The following is a 19359-nucleotide window of genomic DNA, read 5'->3' on the forward strand; positions in this document are numbered from 1 at the left end:
TGCTGCCGGTGACCGCTTAGGCATGCGTCCGGCGACGGCCTCCAGCAGGAGGGATCGGCTTTCCGATGATGGTTGGGATGCAGCCCGGCGATTCGGCTGTTGATCACATTTGGTCGAGGTGCAGTCGTGTCCGGAGCGGATCGCTTCGACGTCCCCGCGTGCGAGTCGGGCCAGCTAAACGGGATCAGTGCGGCATTGACTAACGTCCTTGGGTGTGGCACGGTGACGAAGTCTGCGGCAGATAGATTAAGACTGTCATGGCGACTACGCTTATCGATCTTGTCACGGGGGTGTTAAGGGTCGACCTGCCGGTACTGCATTATCCCAGCCATCATCACGAGGTGCGGTCCCGCCGCGGGTGGAGTGGATGCTCGGGCATTACCAATTGCGCCGCCCAAAACAGTGACGGTGTGTGCTCAAATTCAGGAGGTGGTCCGCCATCGCACGCTCTCCGCCCTGCACACAGGGCCAACGCTGTTACCGCCAATACCGCATTCCTTGGAGGGCGCGGTCATTACACCAATACTTCCGATCCTTGTGGCGCTGCAGAGTCTAGTGTCACGTAATTGAGATCTTTTACGTGCCTTGGTGTTACTTCGTGGTGATTGACTCTGGCTCGTGGCGTTGACGCAGCAGCAGCGGGCTGAGCTGTCCAGTCTGGTCGGTGACCGGCGGGTGGACGCGGTGGTGGCGGGGCGGGCGCGGATGGTGTTGTGGCGCGACGAGGGCCACAGCGCGGAGGAGGTCGCGGCCTTGGCGGGGGTGTCGCGTCCGACGGTGAACACCTGGGTACGCCGCTACCACGCTCGTGGCGTGGCGGGTCTTGCCGATCGGCCCCGGCCGGGTAAGCCTGCCGAGGTTCCCGGCTCGGTGCGGGCGCGGATCCTCGCCCTGACCCGGATGACGCCACCGGCGGTGACTGGGCTGACGCACTGGTCGAGCCGGGAACTGGCGAACTACCTGGCCAGACACGAGAGCATTACGGTGTCGCACAACTTCATCGCCGACCTGTGGCGCCAGCATGGACTTGCCCCGCACCGGTCCGGCACCTTCAAGCTCTCCCGGGATCCGGCGTTCGCCGACAAGGTCGTCGACATCGTCGGCCTGTACCTGAACCCACCCGACGGAGCGGTCGTCCTCTGCGTCGATGAGAAGACACAGGTCCAAGCGTTGGACCGGACGCAGCCGCTGCTGCCGATCGACTTCGACCGCACTGAGAAACGCACCCACGACTACGTCCGGCACGGCACCACGAATCTCTTCGCCGCCCTCGACGCCGCCACCGGCCAGGTCACCGCCCGCTGCTTCCCGAAACGACGCGGCAGTGAGTTCCTGACCTTCATGAAGACCGTCGCCGCCGCCTACCCCGACCGCGAACTGCACGTGGTCGTGGACAACCTGTCCACCCACGCCACTGACGAGGTGAAAGCCTGGCTCGCCGCCAACCCTCGGATCGTCTTCCACTTCACCCCCACCGGCTCATCGTGGTTGAACATGATCGAGATCTGGTTCGGGATCATCACCCGGCAGGCGATCCGGCGCGGCACCTTCACCTCAGTCACCCGCCTGACCAGGGCGATCAACGACTACGTCACCGCGTGGAACATCGACGCGAAACCGTTCGTCTGGACCGCGACCCCCAGCGAGATCCTGGCCAAGGTCCGCTGGGTCCATACCGAGGTCCGCAAACTCCTCACCAACAACGACAAGTAAACGACCTCAATTACGCGACACTAGCGAAATTGGAGATTTTCATGCGAAAAATTTCACAGGCGTTGATGACCGGTGTTGCGGCTTTCAGCTTGGTCGGCGTGGCGGCTGGGGTGGCGATGGCTGACTCCTCCTCGGCGCTGGCGTGTACCCTGCGGGCCGACGTGCCGAATTCGAACAACGACGCAGTCGTGGGACGTGAAGGCTGTTCGAATACGGTCGACGGCGAGGGTCGTGTCAGGGAGGACCGGAACAACTGGCCTGACGACACTGTAGGTTCGATCTCTGGTGGTGGTTGGGGCACCAAGACGGTCGACGGGTCCTGCGGCAATGGCCGTGGTAGCTACTACTCTGATTTCAAGTCGAGCACTGGAGCGTCGGCGGCGTCGTCGCGTGCCACGCGCTGCTGACCTCGTTGCGAGTCTCACTACTACACGGCAAGAGGTTCGAGTGACCGGGATCGTCGAGGTTCGAAACCTGTCATTCTCGTACGGGAGGCGTCGGGCGCTGGCCGGCGCCTCCTGGACGATCGGTCCCGGGGTGACCGCCCTGCTGGGCCCGAACGGGTCGGGGAAGACCACGTTGATCAAGTGCATGGTGGGCCTGGCACGGCCCGGCAGTGGTCAGGTGATCATCGGCGGCCGGGACGTCAGCGACGGTAGGGCAGCTCAGAAGGCGCTCGGATACGTGCCGCAGAATCCGTCGCTCCCGGGTTTGGCGAAGGTTCGCGACCTCGTCGCCTACGCGGCCTGGCTGAGCGGGATGGAGGCGGCGCGGACGGACGCGGCGGTCGAGGCAGCCCTGGACAGGATGCAGGCTCTGGACCTGGCCACTCGGCGGATCCGCACTCTCAGCGGCGGGCAGCGTCAACGAGTCGCGCTGGCCACCGGCATCGTGCACGATCCGCGCATTCTCATCCTGGACGAGCCCACCGTCGGTCTCGACCCGGGGCAGCGACTCAAGGTGCGGCAGGTGATCAAGCAGTTCGCCACGGAGCGGCCGGTGGTGCTGTCGACCCACCTGACCGAGGATGTCGAGCACCTCGCCGACTCGGTCGGCGTGCTGGTCCACGGGAGAATCCAGTACCAGGGCCCAATCTCGGAGCTGAGCATGCCCGAGACGTCCGGTGACGGTCGCCCCGGCTCACCGTTCGAGCGCGCCTACGACGATCTGATCGTCTCCCTCGGCGGTTCCGAATGAATCGCCTGCGACTTCTGTTCGGCTGGCCCGGACCGCTGTGGGTCTTCCCGGCCGCAGGCGCTCTCCTGGCGATCGGCTCGTTCCTGGCCACGAGGGACGTGTTGGGCTCCGACTACGTCACCTGGTCGACCGTCGCCACCTCGTGGCACGAGTCGCTCTGGATCCCCGGATCGTTGCTGACCGGCGTGGCCGCCGCGCTCGGAGCGACGTACTTCCCCAGGGCGTCTCCGGTGGCCGCGGCACTGCGGCCGAGGGTGGACAGCGGCCTGTTCCTCGTCCACGGGCTTGCCCTGGCAGTGTGGCTCTGCCTGGGACATGCTCTCGGATTGGTCCCGATTCACCTCGCTGCGGCGCGGCAGGCGACCGCCGGTGCGTTGGCCATCCAGGACGTGGTCGTCGGTCTGGCCGGTGTGACCACGCTGGCGGTCATCGGATTCTGCGTCGGTGCCGCCGTCCGGCACTGGGTGATCGCTCCCGCGGTCGCGCTGCTGGCCTTCGCGGTGATGGGTCTGCCACACGAGCCGATATTCATGCCGATCGGGCTCCTGCTGCCGGTGCGCCAGTGGACCCCCAGCTCACCCAGGTTCGAGACGAACCCGGCGACCGCCGTCTTCGCCCTTGTCGCCTCCATCGCCATCTGCCTGCTTGCCGCCTCTCTCGCGTCGTGGGCTGCCTCCCGTGGATCGGTCCGCCGGCAGGGCCGGCCCACTCTCACGTGGCTGGCGGTGCTGGGCGCGCTGACCGCGATCGCCTTCGTGTGGCGCCCTGCGCTCACCGTGGTGGACCGCCCCGTCCCACGCGTCTGCCAGCAGGTCGACGGCGCAGAGGTGTGTCTGCACGTGGCGAACCAACCGGCCATGGCCGGCACCGTCGAGGTCGTGGCACGGCTACGGGCCGCCGGACTCGCCCCGATGCTGCACCAGGTGACGGACGTCGCCGTGTCCGAGCACGACACCCCGGGCACCGGAGAGGCACTTGTCAGCCTGGATCCGAGCCCTCGGGACCGAAGATTTCTCGCCGCCACCATTCCCGACCAGGTTGCCCTCCAGGTGAGCGAGGCCATCACGCTCGGCGGCTGCCTCCAGCCCGGCCAGGCCACCAAGAACTACGACACCGCCACCGTGCTCTACGCACGAGTTCTTCAACTGGCCGGATTCGAAGACCTGGCAGGCGCGTTCGGTCCCGCCGAACCGTCACCGGAAGCGCGAGAGTTGACCGCCATGAGCGCCGAGCAACTCGGCGCGTTCGTTCAGGTCAACCAGGAGTTGATCAGGTCGTGCCGTCTCTCCGCCGCACTCAGGTGATGCGAAGCCGCGTTGCAGGGCTGTGGCAGGTCCGTGGTGGCCCACTCGCGGCCACCGTCATCGTCGTCGCCCTGCTGTTCACGGTGTCGTTTCCCGAGCTGAGCCTCTCGGTGAGCGTCGTGTTCGACCTGCCACCCCGGGGCGTGGGCACCCCGGAGATCGTCGCGGTCGCACTGGCCAGCGTTCTGCCCGCCATCACCGTCCCCCGGTTCGACGGCCGTGAACTCACCGCCCGACTGTCGGCCCGGCTCGGGCACCTGGCCTATTCCGTGGCCGCGCTCGCCGCACCCCTGGCCGTCCTGCCGATCTGGTACTGGACAATCACCGCACGTCATCCCGACGAGCAGTTCCCACCCCTGCACGGGCTGATCGGCAACGTGGTCGCGTTCTCGTGCGTCGGTGCCATGCTGTGCCTGGCTCTCGGCCCGCTGGCTTCCGCCGTGGTCACGCCGGCTCTCTTCGCCGGCTTCGTGGTCGCCCAGCACGCGGTGCCGGACTCGGTTCTCACCGGCCACTTCGCCACTGGCCGTTCCTGGCACACAAACTACTGGGTGACCACCGCCTTGGCACTCCTCACCCTCGCTTTCACGTGGTGGCTACGAGGCATTCCCCGGCCTGAGCGCCCGTGACCTCCCCACTCAGAAGGCGATCCAGGAACAACCCGCGAAGCCCGACATCACGTGCTCGCTGCCGGCCCGGCATTGACCGATGTCGCGGGCCATGGCCAGGGGAGCGGTCCAGCACGCGACCCGCAGAGAGGCGACGTACGTCGCCGAGGTCGACGGACGCGAAGCCTTCCTGGTTGTCCGGCTGTGAACCATCCGCTCATGATCAAACGTGAAACGCTCCGTCGCAGGGCGGCCGAGGCCGGCATCCCTACGGAACAGACGGAGGCGTTCCTTGACCTCGCGCGGACCGCATTGTGCCTGACCCCGAAGCACGTCGGACCGTTGGTTGGCCGGTATGGTGGCGTGCCGCCGCTCCCGCCGGGGGTGGCCTGGCCAGTGCAGCACACCGAGTATGCCGAAGGAATCCCGCTGCGATTCCTGGCGGAGATCGAGTGCGCGAAGTTGCCACGCCCCGCCGACCTCGACGTCACCCTGCCCGCGACCGGCAGTCTGCTGTTCTTCTCCAACCTTGACGTCTATACACTGTATGAAGAGCCGGAGAAGGACCTCACCGCGGTTATGCACGTCGAGACCGACCCGGCGGCCGAACCGCCGGCCGTCCCCGTCATCGAACCGGACGAGGGCTACGAGGGCGCCCAGGGAATGGTCGTGATCGAGCCCACGCCGCTGTACGCGGCCGTGTTCCTCGACCTGCCCAACTGGGAAGCCTTCAGTTACCGATACAGAGATCTCGAAGGCGACGCCCTTCTCGCCGAGGCCCATGAGGACTACGACTTGCAGCGGGATTTCGTCCTGCGGGTACCTCGTTACGCCGAACTGATCGACATCAGCGATGACCTGTGGGACTCGCCACCTGACAGATATAACGGGGAAATGCCGAGCGCTCTCTACATAGGCGGTTACTCAACGCGGGAACAGGACCCCACGGAGTACGACGTTTCCCACGAGGCCGGGTTGGATCCGGGCAACACGATGTCGGAAGCCGAGTTGTTGAGAACCGTCCGCCGCGATTTCGCGCTGCTGGCCGAATTCTCCCTTCCGGGTCCAAATTCTGATTTCGTCAAGGCGCGCTACCACATCAGACGCGCAGACCTGGCGGCCGGACGTTTTGATCGCGTCGTGCCAGTGTCGATCTTCACGGAATAGGTCGTTCAGGCCAACCGGCCGGTGTCAGGTAGGCGGAGACCCCCGGACCGATACGGGGTCTCCCTCCTGACTTCTCGCCCTACAGAGCCGACGAACCTGCTCCGCTCTCCCGGCTTGGGCCATTTGGTGCGTGCCGTGGACGGCGTGCGGGCCGGCGGGCCTGCAACGCGTCTTCGAACGTGACTGAACTCGTGTCGCTGCCCGGACGCTGAACCTCCACCGCCCCCTGACCACCTCGCAGCGCCCACAATCTGGAACAGCCCTCAAGATTCTCGGTAACTTGTGGTTCGCCGCGAACCGCAGGTTACCAAGATTATGAAAATCTCCGCCGCAGGCAGCTCGCGCCCTGTGCCGCCCTCACCCGGGAACCGTCTTCATCCCCTGCGCCTACGCCGACAGAACCGCCCGTTAGTGCGTGCCATCTGACCCAACACCCCAGGTCACAGTCCTACCAGCCCGGAGATCAGCCAACCGTGGCCCAAGTCGGGTCAGACGCGCAGACCCGCCGGCCGGACGTTTTGATCGCGTCGTGCCAGTGTCGATCTTCACGGAATAGGTCGTCCAGGCCAACCGGCCGGTGTCAGGTAGGCGGAGACCCCCGGACCGACACGGGGGTCTCCCTCCTGACTTCTCGCCCTACAGAGCCGGCGAATCTGCTCCGCTCTGGCCGCAGCACCCTGGTGCAGCAGCCCAGGAGGGCTATCGCAGCGTGAGCTGGCGGCCGAGCAGCCCCTGCTTCGCCCGGCGCCCGGCGGCGTCCAGCGGGGCCGGGTCGGCGAGGGCGGCGGCGTACCGCTTCGCGAACTCGGCCAGCGGGGCCTCCCAGGACTCCGGCGCGGCGTCCCGGGGCAGGTCCCAGACGGGTACGAGCCGGCCGTGCGCCCGGAACATGCCGGCGAATTTCGTCTCCGCGCCGAGGGTCAGCTCGCCGGCCGCACTCAGCCGGGAGAGCGTGTCCAGGGCCGCGTCCTCGTCGTCGGGGAGTACCCACCGGACGTGGCTCTTGTCGCTGACCCGGCACCAGTACGCGGCCGGCGCGGCCGAGAGCCGGACCGTCGGATAGATCGAGGCGTTGGCGCGTTCGAGGGATGCCTTGACGTTCGGGTCGTCGTCAGCCCCCGGGTCGAGCCAGAACTCGAAACCGTCGTGCATGGTGATGTCGAGCGGGCTGTCGACCAGGACGTCCGGCAACCGGGGACCCTCTCCGGGCAGCGCCGGCACCGAGACCGTGCCACCCGGCTCGGTACGCAGCGCGCAGAGCAGCGCCTCGGCCAGATCCCGGGAGACGTCGCCGGACTGCACGTGCCGTTGCAGACCGATCATGATCCGCCCGTCCGGCTTGGTGATCGCGGGGGTGGCCATCGGCAGCACGGTGGCCAGGGTGACGGGCCGGTCGCCGTACTCCTCGATGAGCTCGGGGGTGAGGGTCAGCGGGGCGGAGGCCGCCGGCACCAGCTCGCGGAGCGCGATCCACTCCGGCTCGTCAGCCAACCCCTCGAAGGGACGCGGGACGAAAACGTCCCGGATCTTCTGCCGCTTCTCGGGCCGGCCCGCACCGCCGGCTTCCGCCACCCCGGACCGGGAACTCTTTCGACGCTTACCCACGACGAGACAGCCTAGGCCCAACCGGACCGACGCGGGGGACCGGTCGCGGCCACCGGCGGGTCAGCCCGCCCGAGCGGTGGCGTCACCGGACCGTGGCGAGCCGCTGCCCGACCGGATGGACCAGGCGGGCCCAGACGCTCTGGCCGAGCCCGTCGCGCTCGACGCCCCACTCGGTCGCCAGCGCGGCCACCAGGTGCAGCCCGCGACCGTCCGTCGCGTCCGGCCCGGCCTGCCGGACCCGGGGCGGGCCGGACGCGCCGCCGTCGGTCACCCGGATCTCGACCGAGTTGGCGCTCGGGCCGGCCCGCAGCAGCCAGGTCAGCCGGATCATGCCGCCGGGCAGCGGCTCCGCGTGGCGTACGGCGTTGCCGAGCAGCTCGGCCGCGACCATCTCGGCGTCGGCGACGAGTGCCGGCGGAACGGTGCCGTCGAGTTCGGCGCCGAGGCGGTGTCGGGCGGTACGGGCACCCTGGGCGTGCTGCGGCACCAGCAGGCACCACGATCGTTCGGTCGAGATGCTCGACAATCCAGGTGCCTCCTCGGCGGACCACCGGGGCGGGGCGCCACCGGGCGACCTCGGTTCAGCCTCGGGGCAGCCGTACCTCTGCGACCGTACCGCCGCCGTCGCGTGGGCGCAGTGAAACCCAGCCATTCTGTCGCTCGACGATCCGGCGTACGAGGTAGAGCCCCAGGCCGGCGCCGGGATAGCGACGCCGGTCGCCGGTCTCGCCCTGCCAGAACCGTTCGAATGCCCGCTCCACATGCTCCGGACGTACCCCGATTCCTCGATCGCTCACCCGGAACGCCACGGTACGCCGGTCGGCCTCGGCGCTCAGCAGCACCGGTGACCCTTCCGGTGAGTACTTGCCGGCGTTCGTGGTGAGTTCCGTCAACACGGTCGCCATGCTGGCCCGGTCGCCGAGCGCCTTCGGCAGGTGCTCGGGGAGCCGGATGACCAGCCGGTAACGTACTTCGGCCGGGAGGTCGTCGGCGGCGGCCCGGAGTGCGTCGACCAGGTCGAAGGGGACCGGCGGGGAACCGCCGACCGGGCCGGCGTCGTTGGTGGTGGCGAGCAGCCGGTCCACCAGCCGGGCCAGTTCACCGGCCCGCTGGCCGATCACCCCGGCCGCCTGCCGCCGCTCGGGGTCGGAGAGCGAGTCCCAGTGCGTGCCGAGCGTGTCGGCGTACCCCTTGATGACCGTGACCGGGGTACGGAGCTCGTGGCTGGTGACCGCGACGAAGAGATCCCGGTCGTGGTCGCGGGTGTGCTGGTCGCTGCTGTCGCGGAAGATCACCACCCGGGCCGACGCCGTGCCGGGCAGCTCGCCGGAGCTGACCTTGAGCCAGCGGCCGTCCGGGAGCCGGTGGTCGACCACCTGTCCCGGCGGCGGCACCGGAAACGGCAGCGGCCGGTCGAGGAGGTCGGCCGAGCGCAGCCCGGTGACCCGCTCGGCGGCCGGGTTCCAGAGCTGGACGGTGCCGTCCCGGCTGACCACCGCCAGGCCGTCGGCGAGCGCCGCCACAGCGGTGCCGTCGCCGTGCACCGGCAGGCCGGCCTGGTCGCCGTACATGTGTGCGGCGGTGGCGGCCAGGAAGCCGAGCACCGACCGGTGTTCGGGATCGTCGGGTCGCCCGGCGTCCGGGTAGATCGCGTACACGTTGCCGATCGTGAGCCCGCCGATCTCGACCCGGGCGGCGAGCAGGTGCCGCAGGCCGCGCCCGTCCAGCTCCTCGGCGAGGTCCGGGGGGAGGACGTCGACGCTCATCGCCCGGACCCCCGGGCCGCAGAGCCGGTCGTCGGACGGCTGGTCCAGGACCGGGATCGGCAGGCCGACCGCCCAGGCCAGCTCGCCGTGGGCGGCGACCACCCGGCCGCCGTTCGGGCCGAACTCGACGAACGACATCCCGGGTACGCCGAGCGCCTCCGCGCCGACCAGCAGCAGGTGGTTGAGGACCGGAAGACCCACCTCGCCCGCGTTGAGCATCTCCAGCACGCCGGCGTGGCCGGCGACGAGGCGGGGGTAATCGGGGCGTACCGGCATGCCCCGAGTCTGCCTTCTCGGCGTCTGTTTCGGCAGTCCCCCGGGTTCACGCTCCGCGTTCCCGGACGGGGTCAGATGACGCGGGCGGGTTGTTCGCCCTCGCTCTCGACGGGACGGCCGGCGGCGGCCCAGTCCCGCATCCCGCCGTCGAGGTTGCGGACGTTGTCCCAACCGTTGTTCATCAGGTAGCCGACGACCTGTGCGGACCGGCCGCCGGAGCGGCAGACCACCACCACGTCGCCGTCGGCGGGGATCTCGGACATCCGCGCGGGCACCTCCATCATCGGCAGGTGGTGGGCGCCGGGTGCGTGCCCGGCCGCCCACTCGTCCGCCTCCCGCACGTCGAGCAGGTAGGCGTCGGCGGGGACCTCGGCGGCGGTCACGGAGGGAAGGTTGGCTGCGAACACGGTTACCAAGGGTAGACCTCCGCCGTGCCGGCCGCCGGGTTGGCGCGGACCGGCCGCCGGGTTGGCGCGGACCGGCCGCCGGGCGGAGTGGACTAGAGCCGGTTGACCCACTGCGGGTGCTGGTGTGCCCAGGTGTCCAGGTCGGCCGCGTGCAGCGAGTCGAAGAGCGTGTCCGCCGGCTCCTCCAGCAGGACGTAGGAGACCTCGTCGATGGTCTCGGCGTGGGACGGGAGCTGGATCCCGCGCAGCGCGTCGGAGCGGATCCGGCGCAGACCGAAGATCAGGTCCTCCAGCGGCATGCCGTTGGTGTCGACGGTGAACGACGAGCCGACGGCCCGGATCACCTGGTCGAGCCGGATCGGGTTGCGCAGCATGTCCGTGGTGGTGACCTTGTCCATCATCGCCCGCAGCAGTTGCTGCTGGTGCCGTTGCCGGTCGAAGTCGCCGTTGGGCAGGTCGTACCGCTGACGGGCGTAGTCCAGCGCCCGGGCGCCGTTCATCTGGTGGCACCCGGCGGTGAACTCGTGCCGGGTGTGTATCGACCGGACCGGGGTGTCGACGCACATCCGCACCCCGCCCAGCAGGTCGATGGCGCGCTGGAACCCGGCGAAGTTGACCAGGGCGGCGCCGTCGAACCGGATGCCGGTGAGCCGGGTCAGGGTCGCGGAGAGCAGCCGGGTGCCACCCTGGCCACCGCCGCCGTACTGGAACGCTGAGTTGATCTTGTCGGCGCCGCCGGGCCAGCCGCTGGCCGGGGCCGGCGGGATCTCGACCAGCAGGTCCCGGGGGACCGAGATCAGGTAGGCCCGGTCCAGTCCGGCGGGCAGGTGCGCGATCATGATCGTGTCGGACCGCTGGTCGGTGCCGGGGTCGGCGCTGGGGCGCTCGTCGGAGCCGACCAGCAGGTAGTTGAGCGGGCCGGTGACGTCACCCCGGTCGCCCCGGGCGGCCGGGTCGAGGAGCAGTTCCTTGAGCACGCTGTTGTCATAGCGGTTGGCCAGCATGTGCAGCCCGGCGCCACCGGCTCCGGAGATCAACAGCAGGGTGAGGCCGAGCCCGATCGCCGCCTTCGCCCAGGTGGGCGCCGTACGCCGCCGCCCGGCCCGTCGCCCGGGAGCCGACCGCTTGGGTGTGAACGTGACGCCTCCCCCGACCCGGCTGAGTGATTCTCATCTCAGGCTAGGGGCCCGGTTTGCACGTTCAGTGGCTTTTGCGATTTTCCCTGCCGGTCCCGCCGCCGCCGGATCCCGCCGCCGGATCCCGCCGCCGGATCCGGTGGTGGCGGCTACCTGGTCGGTGCGAGGACCTCCGGGTTGTTGATGATGAACTCGTCCAGCCGGTCCGCCTTGACCGCGGCGAACATCTGCTGACTGATGGGCTTGAGGGTCTCCCGGCCGTTGCCGTTGCCGGCGAAGTTGCCGTCGTTGGTACGCAGCAGCACGAGGTCGTTGGCGGCCAGCCCGCGCATGGTGAAGATGAAGTCGGCGACCGGCGTGCCACCGGTGTCCAGGATCAGCGCCTCGCCCGCGGCCTTCATCAGGCGCTGGAGCTTGCCCAGGTCGGTCGTCACCCCGTCGGACATCGCCTTCTTGGCCATCGCCTTGATCAGTTGCTGCTGGTTCTGCTGGCGGTCGTAGTCGCCGTGGGTGAGCCCGTAGCGCTGGCGCGAGTAGTCGAGCGCCTCCCAGCCCTCCATCTGCCGGCAGCCCTTCTTGTGCACCACCGGCTTCTTGACCCCGCTGGTCTTCTTGGCGTCGTGGTTCCACATCGGCTTGCCGTCGACCAGCATCATGTGGTGTGACTTGACCTCCTGGCGCACGCACATCGGAATGGTGCCGAGGGCGTCGATGATCTTCTTGAAGCCACTGAAGTTGATGATCGCCGCACCGTCGAAGCTGATCCCGGTCAACCTGTTGATGGTCAGTGCCATCAACTGCGCGCCGCCGGCGAGCCCGCCGCCGTTCTGCGCGCCGTGGTAGAACGCCTCGGTCGCCTTGGCCGTGCCGCCGCCGTACCCGCTGGTCCTGAAGGCCGGCACCTGCACCTCGGTGTCGCGGGGGATGGAGAGCAGGTAGGCCTGGTCGTGGCTGGCCGGGATGTGCAGCACGATGATGGTGTCGGCGCGGACGTTGTCGTCGTCCAGTCGGGCCCGCGCGTCGATGCCGAGCAGCAGCAGGTCGATGGGGCCCTCGAGGTCCTCGCCGCCCTCGGCGGCGGACTTGCCCGCCGAGCCGAGCAGATTCTTCTGCTGGATGGTACTGGTGGCCTGGTCGATCACCACCTGCATGCCGACGATGGCCACGCCGCTGGAGAGCATCAGCACGGCGCCGAAGACCAGCGTGAGGCGGGCCCAGAGCGGGGCCCTGCGGCGCCGGGCGGCGGTCCTGCCGTCCCCACCCCTGCCCCCCGGCCCCTTCCCGTCCCTGCGGGTCGGCCCTTCCCGGTCGTCGTCGACGGCGGCGGCCACGGAGGCGCTCGCGCGGGGCGGTGGGACCGTCGCAGCGGGCCGTGGGGGACGTCGGCGGGACTGCACCGGCATGCCTGCTCCAGGATCAGGGGTGAGGGGCGGGACGCCGTGACATGGTACGGACACCCGCCAGTCGCCCCGAGTTAACTACGTTACCTTCTCCCGTTCATCTACGGGTGTGCGCTCTTTCCGGTGCAGAGCGCGGGATCCGAGGAGCGGGCCGGGTTCAGCGGCCGTTGCCGGGCGTGGGTGTGGGGGAGAGGTTCGCGGCGACCCAGTCGTCCATTGTGTCCGCCGCCATCGCGCGGTACATGGCGAGCGCCTTCTCCCGGTCCGACACCACCACCGACTCGCCGTTGATGGTCTGGCTGCCGTTGTGCGGGCTGGTGATGAATTGCAGGTTCTCGCCGCGCAGGTTGCGGAACTGGACGGCCATGTCGACCAGGGAGAAGCCCTCGTCGACCGTGACCGCGCCGGTGACCGCCTTGAGGAAGGCGTTCAGCTTGGCCGGGTTGGTGAGCGTGCCGGTGCTGGCCGCCTTGTCCATGAGCGCACGCAGGAACTCCTGCTGGTGGCGCATCCGGGCGAAGTCGCCGTCCGGGAACTGCTTGCGCTGCCGGATCCAGTCCAGCGCCTCCGCACCGTTCATGTGGTTGACGCCCTTGGAGAACTTCCGGTACGGCTTGTGGATCGAGGTGATGTCGCGCTCCACCGTCAGGTCGACCCCGCCCAGCGCGTCGGTGACCTCCTTGAAGCCGGCGAAGTCGATCGCCATCACGTGGTCGATGCGGACGTCGGTGAAGCACTCCACGGTGCGTACCGCCAGGGGCAGGCCGCCGAAGGCGAAGGCTGCGTTGATCTTGGCGCGGTCGCCGCTGCCGCACTCCGCCCCGGCGCTCTCCGGGATCGGCACGTAGAGGTCCCGGGGGATCGAGACGAGGTAGGCCCGGTCGTGGCTGGCCGGGATGTGCATCACGATGATGGTGTCGGCGCGCCACTTGCTGGCCTGGTCGACCGGGGCGTCCGGGTCCCGGGAGTCGCTGCCGACCATCAGGATGTTCAGCGCGCCACTGACCGACGTGGGGCGACCGCCGGCCAACTCGGCGAACGGGTCGGTCCGGGCCAGGTCCTTGTCGAGCCCTCTGACGTAGAGCCAGAGGCCACCGCTGGCGAGCAGGCCCAGCACCAGCACCGCAACGCCGACGACCAGGGCGATCCGGCCCCACCGGGGCCGTGGACCGCGCCGACCCGGAGAGCCCGGCAGTCCTGGACCGCCTGGACCGCCTGGACCGCCTGGACCGCCACCACCGGGGCCGGTCGGCGCGCCGTACGGTCGGGCCTGGCCGGGTATGTCCGAGACCTGGGCCCGGCCGGAGATCCGGCTCGACCCGCCGGCCCGACCCGGGCCGGGCACCGACGCCCGACCGGCGGATCCGCCCGCGGTCATCGGCTGGACACTGCGTGTCGCGTTCGGGGGAGGGCTTGCGAACATGCCCTCAGGGTACGTAGCGGAACCAAGAAACCGCTGTGTGCCACGGTCCGGCCGGCACGAACCCGGTATCCTCCGCTAGCCCGCCAACCGCTGGCCGCTAGCCCGCCAACCGCTGGCTGAAGTGCTCGATGGTCCGGCGCAGCCCCTCGGCCGGCGTGACCTCTGGCTCGTAGCCGAGTCGCTCCCGGGCCAGGGTGAGATCCGGCCGGCGCATCTCCGGGTCGTCGGCGGTGCGGGTGATGTACGTCACCTGGGAGCGGCTTCCGGTCAGCGCGGCGATCGTCTCGGCCAGCTCGCGCATCGACACCTCGTGCTCGGTGCCGCAGTTGATCGGGCCGGTCTCGGTGGAGTCGAGCAGCAGCAGGATCCCCCGGACCAGGTCGCTGACGTAGCAGATGGAGCGGGTCTGGGTGCCGGTGCCGTGCACGGTCAGCGGCTCGCCGCGCAGCGCCTGGGTGATGAAGGTCGGAATCGCCCGCCCGTCGTCCGGGCGCATCCGGGGGCCGTAGGTATTGAAGATGCGGACAATCCCGACGTCGAGCCCGTGGTAGCGGTGGTATGCCATCGTGCTCGCCTCGGCGAACCGCTTGGCCTCGTCGTAGACACTGCGTACGCCGACCGGGTTGACGTTGCCCCAGTAGGTCTCGACCTGCGGGTGCACCTGCGGGTCTCCGTACGCCTCGGAGGTGGAGGCCATGATGAACCGGGCCCGGTCGGCGACCGCCCGGTCGAGCAGGTGCAGGGTGGCAAGCGAACCGACCCGGAGGATCTCGATCGGCAGACTGGCGAAGTCGGTGGGGCTGGCCGGCGACGCCAGGTGCATGATGGCGTCGAAACGCTCGGCGATCGCCGGATGGTGCTCGGGAAGCCCGTCCGAGACATCCGCCTCGACCAGCGTGAACCGGGGATGGTCGGCGAGATGGGCGACGTTTTCCTTCGATCCGGTGACGAAGTTGTCCACCGCGACCACGGTGCAGCCGCGCGCGACGAGTGCGTCGACCAGGTGGGAAGGGACGAAACCGGCGCCGCCGGTGACGAGGATCCGGTGTTCCGCTCCGAAGCGCTGGGCTACCGCCATACAGTCAGCGTACCCAGAATGCTGATCTCCGGCTGGCCCAGGGACCCTGCCGGAGTCCGGCCAGTGGGGCGGCTGGGGCGGGTGGTGCCGGGCGGGACGACCGCCCGGCACCACCCGTCGTGCGGGATGTGCGGAGAGTGACCGGCTGCCCGGTCCGGTGCGCGGTCCGGTAGGTCCGGCCCCGCGTGCGGCTCAGTGCGCGCCGGCGCCGGTGAGCGAGCGCACCTCCAGTTCGGCGTACTTCTCCTCGTCGGTCTCCTTGGAGATGATCGTGCCGATCCAGCCGCAGAGGAAGCCGATCGGGATGGAGATGATGCCCGGGTTCGACAGCGGGAACCACTGCCAGTTCTGGTCCGGGAACATCGAGGTCGCCGCCCCGGAGACCACCGGGGAGAAGAACACCAGCCCGACGGCGCTGATCAGACCGCCGTAGATCGCCCAGACCGCGCCGGAGGTGTTGAACCTCTTCCAGAACAGGCTGTAGAGGATCGCCGGCAGGTTTCCGGACGCCGCCACCGCGAAGGCCAGAGCGACCAGGAACGCGACGTTCAGGTTCTGCGCGAAGATCGAGAGCACGATGGAAATCGCGCCGATCACCAGCGCCGAGATCCGGGCGACGTTGACCTCCTGGCGCTCCGACGCCTGCCCGCCCTTGACCACGTTGGCGTAGAAGTCGTGGGCCAGGCTGGACGAGGAGGCCAGGGTGAGCCCGGCGACCACCGCGAGGATGGTGGCGAAGGCCACCGCCGCGATGATCGCGAGCAGGGCTGCCCCACCCACCTCGCCGCCGAGGAAGTCGACCCCGAGCGCCTGGGCGAGCTGCGGTGCGGCGGTGTTGCCGGCCGCGTCCTGCGCCCTGATCGCCTCCTGGCCCACCAGCGCCGCCGCACCGAAGCCGAGGGCGAGGGTGAAGAGGTAGAACGTGCCGATGATGCCGATCGCCCAGAGCACGCTCTTCCGGGCCGCCCTGGCGGTCGGCACGGTGTAGAAGCGGATCAGGATGTGCGGCAGGCCGGCGGTGCCGAGCACCAGGGCGATGCCGAGGGAGAGTAGGTCGACCTTGTTGTAGAAGGTCTTCGTCGCGTCACCGGCCACCTCGACGCCGTACCGCAGTCCTGGTTCGAGGAACGCCGAACCCTGGCCGGAGGCGTTCGCCGCGTCGCCGAGCAGGGTGGAGAGGTTGAACCTGTAGTGCGCCAGCACCAGGATCGTCATCACCAGGGCGCCGCTCATCAGCAGGAACGCCTTGACGATCTGGACGTACGTGGTGCCCTTCATGCCACCCACGGTGACGTAGATGATCATGAGGGCGCCGACCATGATGATGGTGGCGATCTTCGCCGCGTCCGCGTCCATGCCGAGGAACGTGGTGCCCGGCCGGATGCCCAGCAGCAGCGCGACCAGCGCACCCGCGCCGACCATCTGGGCCAGCAGGTAGAAGATCGAGACGGTGATCGTGGAGACCGCCGCCGCCGTCCGGACCGGCTTCTGGCGCATCCGGAACGCCAGCACGTCGGCCATGGTGTAGCGGCCCGAGTTCCGCAGCAGCTCCGCGACGAGCAACAGCGCCACCAGCCAGGCGACGAGGAACCCGATCGAGTAGAGGAACCCGTCGTAGCCGTAGAGCGCGATGATGCCGGCGATGCCGAGGAACGACGCGGCGGACATGTAGTCGCCGCCGATCGCCATTCCGTTCTGGAAGCCGGAGAAGGAGCGACCACCGGCGTAGTAGTCGGTGGCCGTCTTGGTCTGCCGGCTCGCCCAGACGGTGATGCCCAGGGTCACCGCGACGAAGACCAGGAAGAGCGTGATGGTCAGGTTTCGGGCGGTGCTGTCCCCCGCCTCGGCGGCCAGGACGAACCCGGCCAGGACGTCCCGGCTCATGACGCCGCTCCCTTCGACTCGTCCACCGTGGTCGACCCGTCCGGCACGTCGCTCAGTTCCGCACGGATCCGGTCGGCGGTCGGGTCGAGCTTCCGCTCGGCGTAGCGGGAGTAGAGCCACGCGATCAGGAAGGTGGAGACGAACTGCAACAGGCCGAAGACCAGGGCCACGTTGATGTTGCCGACGAGCTTCGTGCCCATGAAGTCGCGGGCGTATGCGGAGAGGATGACGTAGAGGGCGTACCAGAGGAAGAACGCCGCGGTCATCGGGAAGACGAATCCGCGCAGCGCTTTGCGCAGGCCGGCGAACTCGTCCGATCGCTGTGCGGCGACGTACCGGTCCGAGGCTGCGCTGGCCGGCGCGGGAGTATCCGTAGACATGCTGTTCTCACCACCTTTGCAGGGGCAGGGGAGTTTCGCGCACCGTATGGAGCGGCCGGAGTATCGGAAAGCAGCGATCGGGAACCCGGTCGCCGCCTGCGCCGAACGGGCCGGTGGCTGCGCCCAGTGACCCCGGTCACGCCGCTCGGCGCTGCCGGAGGGAGCGCTGGTCGGAGCGACACCGGCGACCCGAGCGGCCCTCCGTCAGCCCAGCACGATCCGGCGCCGCACCGTGTTGTCCTCGTAGCCGTTGCCCGACTCCGGGTACGGGCTCCAGCCGATGCTGGCCGAGTAGTCCCTCGACCTGTCGAGGTCGAGCTGCTCCTCCTGCACCACCGTCCTGACCTCGAAGATGAGATCGACGCTCCGCCCGGCGTCGAGCGGCGCGAGTGTCCGGACGCAGGAGAGCTTGCCCGCGTACGCGGTGCAGCGCAGACCCGTGCCGGTCGCCCTCGTCTCGGGCGGCAGCGTGACGACCAACTCCGGCGCGGTGGCCCGCTGCGGCCCGGCGTTGCGGACGGTCAGGCTGAGCGTCCCGGTGTACGCGCCGTCCTCGCCACGGGTCAGCCGCAGCTCCTCGCCGCCGATGGAGAGGTCGGTGACCAGCGGGTGCGGCGGGAACGCCGTCGGGCCGCCGGACTGGACGAACCGCTCGCCGTTCCAGGAGTACGCCCGCCACTGGTACCGGATGGTCTCGGAGGGCAGGCCCTCGAGGTGGTAGTCCCGGACCCGCACCTCGACGGCCGAGCCGGCGGTCCGCAGTTCGTCGAAGCCCGCGACGTCTCCGCCCTGCTCGAGCACGATGCCGAGCCGGACGATCCTCCCCGCCCGGTCGCGGTCGAACGCCAGGGCGACCGCGGCATCCCGCTCCGGACCCTCGCAGGCGAGCCGCACCGCCGCCTCCCGGACCCCGTCCCCGTCGAGGTCGAGTTCGACCAGGTGGGTCAGCCGCAGTCGGATGTCGACCGAACCGCCGGACGCCTGACCGTCGTCGAACCGGATGGGGCCGGAGGGACAGGTCGACCGGAGTTCCGGACGTGACCATCGCGGCACGTCGATGACGCTGTCGCGGAGCTCCTCCGCGCCGATCGGCAGCTGCGGGGCGCCCGGCGTCGGGGTGCCCGGCGTCGGCGGTGCCGCCGGGGTCGTGGTGCTGGGCGACGGGGCCGGTGCGGTCGTCTGCTCCACGGCCGGCGGCGGGACGTGCCGGTCCGGCAGCGCCGCGGCCCAGACCACCGCCGGCACCGCGACTATCAGGGCGGCCAGGGCCGCCGTCGTCACCGTACGGTTCCGGCGGCGCCGGGCGACGACGGTCCGGGCGGCCTCCGCGCCGGCCGACACGACAAGCGGCTCGCCCGAGCGGAACGGCGTGAACGCCAGATGGAGGTCTGGGAACAGCCGGTCGAGGTCTCCGGTGCGGTCCGGCTCAGTCATCGTCATCCTCCCTCGGCACCTCCGCGAAGTGGGCGGCCAGTGCGGAACGGCCCCGGTGCAGCCAGGACTTGACGGTCCCCTCGGCGACACCCTCCTGTTCGGCGATCTCCCGTACGGGCATGTCGGCCACGTAGTGCAGCACCACCGCCCGCCGGTGCCGCTCGGGCAGCGTCGCCAGCGCCTGGGCCAGGACCACCCGGTCGGGGCTCGGTTCGGCGATCGGTTCCAGCCGGTGGTAGCGGGCGTGCGCCCGCGCGGCCCGAGCCCGCCGCCACCGGCTCCGCGCGACGTTCAGCGCCACCCGCCGGACCCAGGCGGCCGGATTGTCGTACTCGACGAGCCGGTCCCAGCGGGCCCATGCCCGGCTGAACGCCTCCTGCACCGCGTCCTGCGCCTGGCCGGCGTCGGCGGTGAACGCGTAGAGCTGGAGGGTGAGCGGATGGAAGCTGCTGGAGTAGAAGTCGTCGAAGCTGGTCACGGCAGCGCTGGTCGCGGCGACGGAAACGGCCCGTGGTGGGTCCGCCGCCGTCGCCGGCGGCCCGCCACCCGGTGGCTTCTCCTGCGCGATCACGTCGGAATCC

At 69.7% G+C, this 19359-nt stretch carries 18 protein-coding genes; 6 read left to right on the forward strand and 12 right to left on the reverse strand.

Features of this window, described 5'->3' with window-relative positions; all coding sequences use genetic code 11:
• Window positions 1-618: 618 nt before the first annotated feature.
• From ACN28C_RS06040 to ACN28C_RS06065, 6 genes are all read left to right on the forward strand, one after another.
• Window positions 619-1713, forward strand: coding sequence for an IS630 family transposase (locus tag ACN28C_RS06040; RefSeq protein ID WP_422771706.1), 1095 nt, complete (start codon window positions 619-621; stop codon window positions 1711-1713).
• A 29-nt stretch (window positions 1714-1742) separates the two neighbouring features.
• A complete protein-coding gene (locus ACN28C_RS06045; RefSeq protein ID WP_422772577.1) occupies window positions 1743-2120 on the forward strand; it encodes a hypothetical protein in 378 nt (125 codons plus the stop codon).
• Between the two features lie 40 nt (window positions 2121-2160).
• The gene (locus ACN28C_RS06050) at window positions 2161-2910 is read left to right on the forward strand and encodes an ABC transporter ATP-binding protein (protein WP_422772578.1); all 750 of its coding nucleotides are present in this window, start codon (window positions 2161-2163) and stop codon (window positions 2908-2910) included.
• Window positions 2907-4214, forward strand: coding sequence for a hypothetical protein (locus ACN28C_RS06055; RefSeq protein ID WP_422772579.1), 1308 nt, complete (start codon window positions 2907-2909; stop codon window positions 4212-4214). The genes ACN28C_RS06050 and ACN28C_RS06055 overlap by 4 nt, the downstream gene beginning before the upstream one ends.
• On the forward strand, window positions 4214-4843 hold the full coding sequence (locus ACN28C_RS06060; protein ID WP_422772580.1) for a hypothetical protein: 630 nt from the start codon (window positions 4214-4216) through the stop codon (window positions 4841-4843). The genes ACN28C_RS06055 and ACN28C_RS06060 overlap by 1 nt, the downstream gene beginning before the upstream one ends.
• A 198-nt stretch (window positions 4844-5041) precedes the next feature.
• The gene (locus tag ACN28C_RS06065; protein WP_422772581.1) at window positions 5042-5989 is read left to right on the forward strand and encodes a DUF1963 domain-containing protein; all 948 of its coding nucleotides are present in this window, start codon (window positions 5042-5044) and stop codon (window positions 5987-5989) included.
• A 699-nt stretch (window positions 5990-6688) separates the two neighbouring features.
• On the opposite strand, the gene ACN28C_RS06070 is transcribed toward ACN28C_RS06065, so the two are convergent.
• The 12 genes from ACN28C_RS06070 to ACN28C_RS06125 form a co-directional block, all read right to left on the reverse strand.
• A complete protein-coding gene (locus ACN28C_RS06070) occupies window positions 6689-7594 on the reverse strand; it encodes a DUF5926 family protein (RefSeq protein ID WP_422772582.1) in 906 nt (301 codons plus the stop codon).
• Window positions 7595-7676: 82 nt separating this feature from the next.
• Window positions 7677-8120 (reverse strand): ATP-binding protein, encoded by a 444-nt coding sequence (locus tag ACN28C_RS06075; protein WP_422772583.1) that lies wholly within the window; start codon window positions 8118-8120, stop codon window positions 7677-7679.
• Window positions 8121-8175: 55 nt separating this feature from the next.
• The gene (locus ACN28C_RS06080; RefSeq protein WP_422772584.1) at window positions 8176-9636 is read right to left on the reverse strand and encodes an ATP-binding protein; all 1461 of its coding nucleotides are present in this window, start codon (window positions 9634-9636) and stop codon (window positions 8176-8178) included.
• A gap of 71 nt (window positions 9637-9707) precedes the next feature.
• The gene (locus tag ACN28C_RS06085) at window positions 9708-10043 is read right to left on the reverse strand and encodes a rhodanese-like domain-containing protein (protein WP_422772585.1); all 336 of its coding nucleotides are present in this window, start codon (window positions 10041-10043) and stop codon (window positions 9708-9710) included.
• 92 nt (window positions 10044-10135) lie between these two features.
• The gene (locus ACN28C_RS06090) at window positions 10136-11083 is read right to left on the reverse strand and encodes an LCP family protein (RefSeq protein ID WP_422774545.1); all 948 of its coding nucleotides are present in this window, start codon (window positions 11081-11083) and stop codon (window positions 10136-10138) included.
• A gap of 245 nt (window positions 11084-11328) precedes the next feature.
• Window positions 11329-12582, reverse strand: a complete 1254-nt coding sequence (locus ACN28C_RS06095) for an LCP family protein (RefSeq protein ID WP_422772586.1) — start codon at window positions 12580-12582, stop codon at window positions 11329-11331.
• A 154-nt stretch (window positions 12583-12736) separates the two neighbouring features.
• Entirely contained in the window at window positions 12737-14002 is a 1266-nt protein-coding gene (locus ACN28C_RS06100; protein WP_422772587.1) for an LCP family protein, read from the reverse strand.
• 97 nt (window positions 14003-14099) lie between these two features.
• The gene (locus ACN28C_RS06105) at window positions 14100-15080 is read right to left on the reverse strand and encodes a GDP-mannose 4,6-dehydratase (protein ID WP_422772588.1); all 981 of its coding nucleotides are present in this window, start codon (window positions 15078-15080) and stop codon (window positions 14100-14102) included.
• A gap of 192 nt (window positions 15081-15272) precedes the next feature.
• Window positions 15273-16964 (reverse strand): solute symporter family protein, encoded by a 1692-nt coding sequence (locus ACN28C_RS06110; RefSeq protein ID WP_422772589.1) that lies wholly within the window; start codon window positions 16962-16964, stop codon window positions 15273-15275.
• A complete protein-coding gene (locus ACN28C_RS06115; RefSeq protein WP_422772590.1) occupies window positions 16961-17344 on the reverse strand; it encodes a DUF485 domain-containing protein in 384 nt (127 codons plus the stop codon). Before ACN28C_RS06115 ends, ACN28C_RS06110 begins: the two co-directional genes overlap by 4 nt.
• A gap of 204 nt (window positions 17345-17548) precedes the next feature.
• Window positions 17549-18778: a hypothetical protein gene (locus ACN28C_RS06120; RefSeq protein ID WP_422772591.1), complete on the reverse strand. Its 1230-nt coding sequence runs from the start codon at window positions 18776-18778 to the stop codon at window positions 17549-17551.
• Window positions 18771-19256: a sigma-70 family RNA polymerase sigma factor gene (locus ACN28C_RS06125; RefSeq protein ID WP_422774546.1), complete on the reverse strand. Its 486-nt coding sequence runs from the start codon at window positions 19254-19256 to the stop codon at window positions 18771-18773. The genes ACN28C_RS06120 and ACN28C_RS06125 overlap by 8 nt, the downstream gene beginning before the upstream one ends.
• Window positions 19257-19359 lie beyond the last annotated feature (103 nt).

This window comes from Plantactinospora sp. WMMC1484, from assembly GCF_049315195.1.
GTDB lineage: Bacteria > Actinomycetota > Actinomycetes > Mycobacteriales > Micromonosporaceae > Plantactinospora.